The sequence below is a fragment of the Bradyrhizobium sp. CCBAU 45394 genome, from assembly GCF_028128655.1.
GTDB lineage: Bacteria > Pseudomonadota > Alphaproteobacteria > Rhizobiales > Xanthobacteraceae > Bradyrhizobium > Bradyrhizobium diazoefficiens.
Map to the genome: position 1 here is coordinate 1 of NZ_LBIX01000120.1, position 9,821 is coordinate 9,821.

The 9,821-nt window shown below is 59.7% G+C and carries 7 protein-coding genes and 1 pseudogene; 1 reads left to right on the top strand and 7 read right to left on the bottom strand.

The window, feature by feature from the left end:
- Positions 1 to 631 (top strand): transposase (locus tag WN73_RS12585; protein WP_442870083.1); only part of this gene is annotated, 631 nt, incomplete at its 5' end.
- A gap of 23 nt (positions 632 to 654) precedes the next feature.
- On the opposite strand, the pseudogene WN73_RS12590 reads toward WN73_RS12585, so the two are convergent.
- From WN73_RS12590 to tssA, 7 genes and pseudogenes are all read right to left on the bottom strand, one after another.
- A pseudogene (locus tag WN73_RS12590) lies at positions 655 to 1,558 on the bottom strand (DDE-type integrase/transposase/recombinase); the annotation flags it as partial.
- A gap of 420 nt (positions 1,559 to 1,978) precedes the next feature.
- Positions 1,979 to 2,965: a type VI secretion system baseplate subunit TssG gene (gene tssG / locus WN73_RS12595; protein ID WP_271553035.1), complete on the bottom strand. Its 987-nt coding sequence runs from the start codon at positions 2,963 to 2,965 to the stop codon at positions 1,979 to 1,981.
- Positions 2,929 to 4,677: a type VI secretion system baseplate subunit TssF gene (tssF, locus tag WN73_RS12600; protein WP_271553037.1), complete on the bottom strand. Its 1,749-nt coding sequence runs from the start codon at positions 4,675 to 4,677 to the stop codon at positions 2,929 to 2,931. The genes tssG and tssF overlap by 37 nt, the downstream gene beginning before the upstream one ends.
- A 7-nt stretch (positions 4,678 to 4,684) precedes the next feature.
- Positions 4,685 to 5,080, bottom strand: a complete 396-nt coding sequence (gene tssE / locus WN73_RS12605) for a type VI secretion system baseplate subunit TssE (RefSeq protein WP_271553038.1) — start codon at positions 5,078 to 5,080, stop codon at positions 4,685 to 4,687.
- 12 nt (positions 5,081 to 5,092) lie between these two features.
- A complete protein-coding gene (tssC, locus tag WN73_RS12610) occupies positions 5,093 to 6,577 on the bottom strand; it encodes a type VI secretion system contractile sheath large subunit (RefSeq protein ID WP_271553039.1) in 1,485 nt (494 codons plus the stop codon).
- Between the two features lie 34 nt (positions 6,578 to 6,611).
- Positions 6,612 to 7,103 carry a type VI secretion system contractile sheath small subunit gene (gene tssB / locus WN73_RS12615; RefSeq protein ID WP_271553040.1) on the bottom strand — a complete coding sequence of 164 codons (492 nt, stop codon included), beginning with the start codon at positions 7,101 to 7,103 and terminating at the stop codon, positions 6,612 to 6,614.
- A 38-nt stretch (positions 7,104 to 7,141) separates the two neighbouring features.
- On the bottom strand, positions 7,142 to 8,743 hold the full coding sequence (gene tssA, locus WN73_RS12620; RefSeq protein ID WP_271553041.1) for a type VI secretion system protein TssA: 1,602 nt from the start codon (positions 8,741 to 8,743) through the stop codon (positions 7,142 to 7,144).
- Positions 8,744 to 9,821: the final 1,078 nt, after the last annotated feature.

A 9,821-nucleotide genomic window follows, 5' to 3' on the forward strand; every position in this document is an offset into this window, starting at 1 on the left:
GAAGGAGGTCGAGGCGGATATCGCGCGTGAAGCGATGTCCGATCCGATCATTCGGCGGCTGCCGGGTGTGGACATGACGGTGGCTTCGGGCGTGGCCGCGTCGTCGGCGACATTCGGCGCTTTGCCGATCCGACCAGGCTGGGTGAGCTACCTGGGGCTAAACCCGAGCGTAAGGCAGTCTGGCGAGGGCTCCGCCTACCATGGCAGGATCACCAAGCAGGGCCGCGGCCAAGCTCGCGGAATGCTCGTCGAAGCAGCATGGGCTGTAGCCCGTTCGCCGGGACCGCTGCGTGCATTCTTCCAGCGCGTGGCTTCACAACGCGGCAAGCACATCGCGGCAGTCGCGACGGCGCGGAAGCTGGCGATGATCATCTGGCATATGCTGACCAAGAGCACTGACTACATCTGGACCAGGCCGGCCCTGCTGGCGCGCAAGTTCCGGAGCATCGAACTGCGCGCTGGATTACCCACCAGCCATGCCAAGCGTGGATCGGCCTATGATTACAACATCCCCGCGAAGAGGGCTGAGGAACGAGCACGCGTGGAATCCGCCGAGAAGGAGTACACGAGGTTCACGTCCCGGTGGCGGGGAAAGCCACGATCCCGACACAGCAAGGCTTCCGCGACATAGGGCTTGTCTACAACATAGGGCTTGTCTACAACATCCGTGTCGGTCGGCTTGCCGAGCCTGGCGAAGTCTAGCGTGACACCGCACTGGTAGGCCCATAGGTCGAGATCGCGCGACACGAACTCGCTGCCTTGATCGAGGCGGAGGTTGGCGGGAAACCCACTTCCACGCAGGGCCTTACCAGGATCGCCACGACGTCGCTGCCGCGGAAGCTGAACAGTGGCTGCAGGACCGGTGAGAAGCGGGAGAAGATATCGAGGATCGTGAGCCCGCGCAGCCTGTGTGTCCGCTCGCCGACTGGTCATCACGAAGTCCATCGCCCAGGTCTCGTTCGATCGTGTCGCCGGCCTACGATCATCGCTTAGCTTGGCCTTGACCCGCCGCTTGGGCGTTTTGTTGCACAATTGCAACCCAATTCGCGATAGATGCGCCGCGCTCGTTCTGACGGTGGCGCCATCGTCGCGACGCATCAAGACACGGCGACAGCCGTAGCAGATACGAACATGGCAGATCCCCTTGATCTTTTGTTCGAGGGCAGCCTGGCCGGAGCGACGGACTTGTAATGGTAGGTCGACCTGTCAAAATCCAACGCCGCGCAGGCTCTGCGGATCGAGACCTGCCATTCGTTGCGGACTTCATCGACCAGCTTGCGCTTGCGACCAGGCCTCATGACTTTCGGCGGATTACCTCCTGCAGCCTCTCCCTGTCGAGCGACAGATCGGCGACGAAATCTTCAGCTTGGCCTTCTCGTCCTCGAGCTGCTTCAGCCGGCACATCTTCGTCGGCAGCAACCTGTCATACTTCTTCTTCCAATTGAAGTAGGTCGCCTGGCTGATCCCGGCCTTGCAGCAGATCTCCGCTACCGCAACGCGTCACTGCCCTGCTTCAGGAGAAGGCCTTCCGGACGTTCGAAAATTTTGAGGCCTTCATCGTCCGTCGCTTCTCTTAGCCAAGAGGATTCGGCGGCGAAAACTCTAGCCAAAAATGGTCCAGTTTGCCGGCCTCAGATCAGGATCATTTGTTCGCCAAGTGGCGCGGCTGGAGCAACGGACGATCGGCGGAGCTGGTCGGGCTCGCGCAACATGATTTCCGCGGCCTCGCGCCAGTCCGCGCTCGCTGCATCTGCATCCAAGGGCGCATGCAGTGACGGCATCCTAGCGGTCTTAAAGAGTCAGGAGTGGACTCGGTGCACTGGCATAGCAGTCCCTCGGTCGTAGAAGCCGTTGGACCGCAGCACGCTATGGCAACGTCTAACCGGGTTGCCTGCGACTCCGGACGTTGATCCGTGACGCGCGATAATGGTTCAGTACCCCGCCATCGCGAGTGATCCACCCGAACAACTCGAAAAAATCACAATAGAACAAGGTTTCCGGTTCCATCGGGCGGGTCGATCCATGTCGTCCAACCTAACTCTCCTTCGCCTAAAGCCCATTCCGGTGTCTGCCCGAGCGCTAATTCTAGCTGGAGATCCCACGCCAAGGGTACGCGCAGAATAGCCCTAATAAGACGGCAAAGGATGGCATGGCCCTCGCAACCGGGCAGCAGTGACCGAAACTGCTGCTGGTTGAGTGGGCCGAGGGAAAGCCGGAATTTGCCCACGATGTCCGGCATGGTTTCACCGGCAAGGGTATCGACGCCGAGCTCAAGATCAGGTCGGCCAAGGCGCCACTGCGCTTGCCGCGGAATTTCGATCTCGCGCCAGATGAATTCTTCGACACGGGCTGGAATGTTGAAATGGCTGGAAATCAAGCCGGCCACAAGCTTGGCGGACCGGCTGCGCAAGGCAAGGACCCCGGCATGCGGCAGTAGCCACGTCCGCCATTCTCGTTCCCTGGCTGTGTCTTCCCCGGGCCCGAGTCCAAATAGCGTGCCAATCAGCACCGAGATCGCGTCGGTTGCGCCCTCCTCGAACCGCAACTGGTGACGGTAGTACCGCCAGATCTGCAGCAGCAGGCTGATCAGACGATGATTGAAAAGATCAAAGAAATCGCCGAGCGATCCCATGCCGTCTGCATGCATGATCCGTTCGGCATAGAAGGGCGGTAGCGGCGAGGAGGGACCATGCAGCCCGAGGAAGTTGACGTAGACCTCCACGCGCTCACCGGCGGCCTTGGCCTGTCTGATTCTTGCGATCTCTTCGGCAGGAAAGCCAAGCGTCGGCGCCGCACGGAAGCGCACCGCCTCCCGCGCGGGATCGTCGGTGGATCCGATCGGGGGAGCGTCGCTGAAGCGCCGCTCGAGATGAGCAACCAGCGAAAAGAACCCGAATGCCGAGAGCTCATCGCGCTCGTCGGGCGCCGTCAGAGTGCCATCATCGATCCGCTTCTCGCCGGCCATTGATAGTGTGCGTTGCTTTCCGTGCCACGAACTGAAAACCGCTGCAGCATATTGATGTCGGCAAACGTCGCAAAGAAAGCGTCAAGTACTGCTCCCAACAGGAACAATTCGCTCTCGCCACCGATCTTGCTGTCGATCACGGAGAGTTCGATATTTCGCATTCGGATCGGGGCGCCGCGCACCACGTGATCGGTATCCGTGCTCACGAACTGATCAAGGCCTTCGAGCAACAATTCCAGGCGGCGACGCGCCTGAACGTCGTAGACTGCACGAAATTCGTAGCTGGCAAGAACAGTCCGCAACGCATCGACGTTAGCCATCGCTCCGTAGTTGCGGGCCAGATTGGTCAACAGACGTCGCAACAAGCCATCGCTGACCGGTGGCGGCACTTCTGCAACCACCGTCGTGATGTTGGAGAAGGTCACCGATCGAGGTGTATCAGAGGTCGGCAGATCCACACTACCGATGGGTAACCGGTCAGCAACGGGACCGTTGGAGCAGGTCAATTGCAGGGATGCGACGTCGATCGGCGGATGTTGGCCGATGTCGAGCCGGTCAACGAAACTCACGTAGTGATCGACGCCCCGGCCGACCACCGCCGGCCGGATACGCTCGCGAAAGTAGGCGCGGTTGCGCTCGGCGCCCGGCAGATCGTGGCGCAACAGGTCGAATGGCTCGAACTCAATGCGTTCGGGACGGCCTTGGACATAGCCGGTCACACCATCGACGGACCGGATGGTGAAGTTTGGCCCTCCCGAGGCAAGTACGCGGTATTCGGTCTTGGTCCGATTCAGCCGAATTGGTGAGGCCTCATGGCTGAATACATTGATTGCCGGCGTGCAGTTCAAGCAAATCTGGCCTTTGCCGAGGCGCAACTGGGCAGGGAACGGGCGCCGAAACTCGAAGGTAAGCCTGCACTCAGTCTCCGTGTGGGCTGCAAGCGGCTCAAGACCAGATAATTCGACGTAGAGAAATTTCGACGGATAGCTCAGATACTCCTGAATGATTCGGAATCCTGAGAAGGCGTTGTGCGGCCAGGGCAAAACCGCCTCATCATCGCTAAAGCCAACGGGCGCGATCTGTGCTGAGCCGATCACGGCGACCTGTCGATCGGCTACGGTCACAGTTCCGTGCGAGGCGTGACGGCACAGCCATGCCAATAGGCAGCGTCCCGCTCGCGGCTCTCGCTCGGTCGAGAAGAAAAGACGGAGCCGGCCGTTTTTAAGACATGACAGGTTTTGCTGGCCGGTTGCTTTGATACCCAACGTAAGGCGCGCGGAACTCGTTCGGTTCTCGAACTGGACATCAACTATCTCAAGCGGCAGCACGTCAATTGAGTAGCAAGTGGCGAACGTGCAGTTGGTTCCTTCGATCGGCCGCGAACGCACGCTCGTGCCGGCCGGCACGTTCAGGCTCGCAGCACTCGCCGATGATTTCAAGGCAAAAGACAGGGTGGTGATGGGCGGCAGGGCTTGAAGATATTGCGGCCACACCATCCGGAACAGGCCGTGGACGAATTCGGGGAATTCGTCGTCGAGCTTTTGGCGCAGCCGCGCGACAAGGAAGGCGAAGCCTTCCAGCAGCCGCTCGACGTCGGGATCGGTGGAATCCCGCGCGAGAAAGGGCGCAAGTTTCGGATTGGCCAACGCGAAGTCAGCGCCGAGCTCGCGCAAATAGGAGAGTTCGTCCTCGTAGTAGGGATTAAGGGCCACCGCCGCCTCAGCCCCTTATCCGAACGTGCTTGTCGCAGATTGCATCGAAGGAAATTTGCTTCATCTGGTCGTCATAATTAAGCGTCGCGTTGACGTGAAAGCTCAGCTGCAGCGGGTTGTCGGGATCGGCATGAAAGCGGATCGACACGTTCTTCAAGCGGGGCTCAAATGTCTCGATCTGCTGCTTGAGCGAACGGGCGAGCGCGCGTACTGCGTCGGCTCCCTGCCCTACCGCCTCGTTAAGGTCGGGCATGCCAAGGTCCGGCCGTGTTTCGCAGCAGCCCTGGCGCGAGTTAAGAACCCGACGCAGGTTTTCCAGGACGCTTGCCCGGAAACGGTCGAACGACATCCGATGGGTCGCCGCTCCGTCCTCCAAGCGCTCCATAAGGCTGCGGTCGAACATCGCCTACCACCATTATTTCTTGTCGAGCTTACCCTTGAGCGTCAAAGCAAAATCTGCGCCCATGTACTTCAAATGTGGAACGACGGCGATGCCAACGCGATACCAGCCCGGTTCACCTTCGACGTCCTCGACGATGATCTCCGCCTTTCGCAAAGGCCGCCGCGAGCGCACCTCTGCCGACGGATTCTCTTGATCGGCGACATACTGATGGATCCAGTTGTTTAGCTCGCCTTGCAACTCTTGCCTGCTCTTCCAGGAGCCGATGTTCTCGCGTTGCAGCACTTTGATGTAGTGGGCGAAGCGATTGATGATGAACATATAGGGCAGCTTGCTGCCGAGCCTGTAGTTGAGCTCGGCCGCCTTACCGTCCTCGCTGTTCCCGAAATATTTCGATTTCTGCACGGAATTGGCCGAAAAGAAAGCAGCATTGTCAGCCCCCTTGCGCATGGTCAGCGCGATGAAGCCCTGCTCGGCTAGTTCGAACTCGCGTCGGTCCGAGATAAGCACTTCAGTCGGCACCTTGGTCTGCAATTGTCCCATTGCCTCGTAGGTATGCTGATTGAGATCCTCAACCGCGCCGCCGGACTGGGGGCCGATGATGTTCGGGCACCAGCGATACTTGGCGAAGCTTTCGGCTAATCGCGTCGCAAAGGCAAAGGCAGCGTTGCCCCAGAGGTAGTTGTCGGTTTCGCCGTCCGAGGCCTCCTGATAATTAAAGCCGTTCACGGGAACCGTCTCAGGATCATAGGGCAAGCGCAGCAGAAACCGCGGCAGCGTCAGGCCGAAATAACGAGCATCCTCGCTTTCGCGGAATGAGTTCCACTTGGCATATTTTGGTCCTTCGAACACAGATTGCAGGTCCTTCAGCCCCGCGATCTCCTCGTACCGTTCGACGCCGAACATGTCCGGTGCAGCGGAAGCTATGACCGGTGCATGCGACATGGCGGCTACCGCGCTCATGTACCGCATCAGCTTAACATCCTGGCTGCCACTGCCAAACTCGTAGGCCGATATCATGGCCGCGACTGGCTGGCCGCCGAACTGGCCATATTCTGCGGTGTAGACGTGCTTATACAGGCCCGACTTGACGACCTCCGGGCTGTCCTCGAAGTCGGTGAGCAATTCGTCCTTGCTGACGCTAAGGATTTCTATCTTGATGTTCTGACGGAAATCGGTGCGGTCGACCATGAACTTAAGCCCGCGCCAAGCCGACTCGAGCCGTTGGAACTGGTCTGTGTGCAGCACGTCATCGAGCTGAGCCGAAATTTTGCGATCGATCTCCGCGATCATCTGATCGACGAGCGCATTGTTGACCTGCTCGTCGGCCCGGTTCGGTTTGATGAGCTCGGCGACGAAAGCTGCGACGCCCCGGCGGGCGAGGTCGTAACCCTCGTCGCGCGGGGTCATCCTGGTTTCGACGAGGACCTGATCTAGCAACGAAAGATCAGTGGCCCTTGTGGCGACTTCGGCCGGCTGCTGTGCTTTTGTGTCGGTCATAGGGCTCGCCCCTCAAGGAAATCTCGTCGATCGCTCACTCGTTCCTGCCGGTGAGCTCGCTTAGGAGCCGCGGCCGCGCGCCATGGTCTTCGAGCAGATTCCGGATGGCCTTGCGGAAACCCGGCACGTTGCCGAGCGGGCTCTTCAGAGCGATCAGGGCCGCGCGTAGTTCGGTCAAAGCGCGCAGTTCCGGGATTTGCTGAACGATACGCTCGGGTTCGAAGTCTTTGAGGCTCTGAAACTGCAACGACACGGACAGCTTGCCAGCCTCGGGCTGATCGTCGAGCTTATTCTCGGCGGATATATGAAGAGTCAGTTGCTGGCTTTTGACAACCGCGTTAAAATTGTCCTTGTCGATATTGACAAGCTCGCGCTGTTCAATCGGGCGGTCATCGGCCTGTCCGGTGAAGTCGCCCAGAACCAGCAATTTAAGCGGCAGCTCGACATCCTCCTTGAGGTTGCCGGTCGCCGGCTTAAAGCGGATATTGATGCGCTCCTTTGGAGCGACCGAGCCTTCCTTTGCCATATCAGCTCCTGTTTTAGACTCTGCCCTGATAAAGTCAGCTAGCGGCTAAGCTGGCTCTCCCGTGCGATATCGATGCTAGCGATCCGCTTGCGGATTTGCTCGAGTACGGCACGACGGCGCGGCTCGTCAATCAATTGCTGAGAGTCGGAATGGGTCATCGCGCGAAAGCGTAATTCGGCGACGTCGAGCGCAAGCCGAGGCTCCCAACGTTCGAGATTGCGCTCGGCGATCACCTCTTCCATGTGCTCAAGCAGCGGGACGGCGGTGGTCACGAACCCGGTTTCGATACAGAAACGTGCTTGCGCAAGCTGGCCCACGAACCGCGCTCGTTCTCCGCTAGCGCCATCCAGCGCACGTGACAGCTTCTCGAGGGCAGCCTGAGGGTGCCCCTCGCCAATCAGCTTATGTGCTTTAATAACCGCGTCGTCGGCAGGATCTCGGCCCGGCGGCATGTCCGCACCACCGACGGCGGCCCAGGCGCGCGTTTCTTCATCCGCGAACGCCCGGCCGTCATTGAACTGAAACGTCAAGATCCGAGGATAGCGGGTGACCAGCAGGGCTACGCTTGATCGCACTGCCGCGGCTGCCGGCTCAAAGAGTGGCCCCATTTGCTCCAATGCTTTCGCGGCGTGCCGATGAACGTCGAGCCAGAACGGTGACATCCAGACGATCTCTTCGGCCAAATTCAAGACGTCGGCATGTTGACCGGCCGCTATTTTGGTTTCCAACGCTGCGATACTGTCCGCAGGCGCAAATATCGTCGTGCGGCAGCCGGTATCGGGCGGCAGGGCGTCAAAGCGCATCCAGGAGCCGACACGATTGAGCAGATAGACCTTCGGGTCTGCGGGGGAGGTAACGCGCCGGGCGGCCGAAGCTAGGCGCAGCATATCAGGCAAGCGGTCGATCAAGTCGGCCCAGTCGCCATCAGCGCCAGCCGGTCTTGCGACCTCCGGTGTTGCCGGTTGAGCGACCTTATCCGGCGAAGTGAACTCCGCCGGGGCGACGTCGGCCTGCTCGACATCTCGGGCCGGCGCGGCTCCTTCTGTGGCCACGGCGCTTGCGCGCTTCGCTTCTTCATAGTGCGGCCGCAGAGCCCTCAACAACTCGCCCAAAGAGGCTTGCTCATTAACCAGCTTGTCGCGCAGCTGGCGATCGAGATCGTCAAGCGCCTCATAGGCGGCGAGCACTGCCGGATATTCAGTTTCGATCGGCACATTCTCGGCCACCTCCGGCCCAACGCGACCAACGAGCCAATTGATTGCTCCGACCCGCGCCCGTTCCCGCTTGACCGGCGGAAAGAGCCCCTCCCAATGCGCATCCACCATGCCGTGCAAAACGCTCAGGCCGACGGCAAGGCCTTGGTATCCTCCGGTCCGGAACAGACCATAGGTGGCCCAACAAACAACCAAAATGTCCTTTGACTGGTTCGACAGGATATTGAGCGACAGCGTGCTGACTTTGCTCCAATTAACTGCAGCCGGTCCGTCGGCGTCCATGCGCCGGACCTCGGTTTCGAGCTGTTCAAATTCGGCCGCACCACGGATATTGATGCCGGCCGGCACGGGGCCCGGCACAGGCGCGGCACCGTGCCGCGCACGCGCATCGATGTCGTCTCGAGCCGCCGCCCAGTGATCAACCACTGTGACGAAACCTTACGCGAACGTGCATTGCGACGGATCGCGGAAAGTCAACGTCGTACCCGCCGCATAGAATAAGCCGAGAGACGCCCCCCTTGTAAGCCATCACTACTGTCCTTTGCGCAAGCCCCTGCTGAATGACCTACGCGTTCCGCTTTCACCTCTTTCAAGCCTTATGCCAATTGCAATGGCATGATTAGTAAAGTGGATTTTCTGAATCGAGGCGTCACGGCCCCGACAGCATGTTGCAAACCTGACATCGGAGGTGGTGGCTGTTGGGTCGGCTTAGTCATTGGCCTGAAGGAGCTTTGTTCTCAGGCAAACTGGCCGCGCGCGCCCGCCTCGGTAAACTTTGGAAAGAAGACAAGGGGACGAGTTTCAACTCGATACGTCGATGGATCGTCGTTGGAACATCATGTCGTACGCGACTTTAAGTACACTTCCGAGTTGAGATGCAGCAGTATTGGGTGAAGGCTCAAGTGTCCTCTCGTGTAAATCGGAGCAAATGATGAGCGGTGTGGAGTTTGGACCGTCAAAGACGTTCCAATCCCGAGTTGATGGGACTGAGCGCACGACCGACCCTGTCAAGGCTTAACGAGCGAGCAGCTCTGCCCCGGAGCGGGTGCACTCTGAACCGTGGGATTTGGATGCTTCTTCAGTTAGCCCGGATCGTGATGCGCCAAGCCCCGAAGGACATAAGGCGCGTTCCGGTAACGAGCCCTCAATCACCGCTTGGCGGTCCATGTCCACCTGTCCACCCCAGGTGCAGGACCTGCCGTTGACAGCGATCATGACGTCCGCGCGCCTTCAGCATCGGTGGTGAGGACGGCGCTGACCCGCCGCAAGCCCCCATGCAGCATCCATCCAGACGAAACGGAACGCCTCCATTAGATCCTCAGCGATTCCAAGAGCTCTGCGAGAGCGGTCCAGCCTCTCGCGAGTCGACTCAAGCGGCCCGCGGTTTAAAGGAGGCCAAAGTCCGCGGCCGGAGGCTGGGCGCGATTCTTCCATCTTACCACCTGCGGCAACCACGCTGAGTCCACATCACGATGTTCTTGATGGGTTTGCAGGCACGTGTATG

Excerpts from the sequence above, each read along its gene's own strand:
- tssE (WP_271553038.1), bottom strand. The coding sequence starts at position 5,080 with ATGTTCGACCGCAGCCTTATGGAGCGCTTGGAGGACGGAGCGGCGACC.
- tssC (WP_271553039.1), bottom strand. The coding sequence starts at position 6,577 with ATGACCGACACAAAAGCACAGCAGCCGGCCGAAGTCGCCACAAGGGCC.
- tssB (WP_271553040.1), bottom strand. The coding sequence starts at position 7,103 with ATGGCAAAGGAAGGCTCGGTCGCTCCAAAGGAGCGCATCAATATCCGC.
- tssG (WP_271553035.1), bottom strand. The coding sequence starts at position 2,965 with ATGGCCGGCGAGAAGCGGATCGATGATGGCACTCTGACGGCGCCCGAC.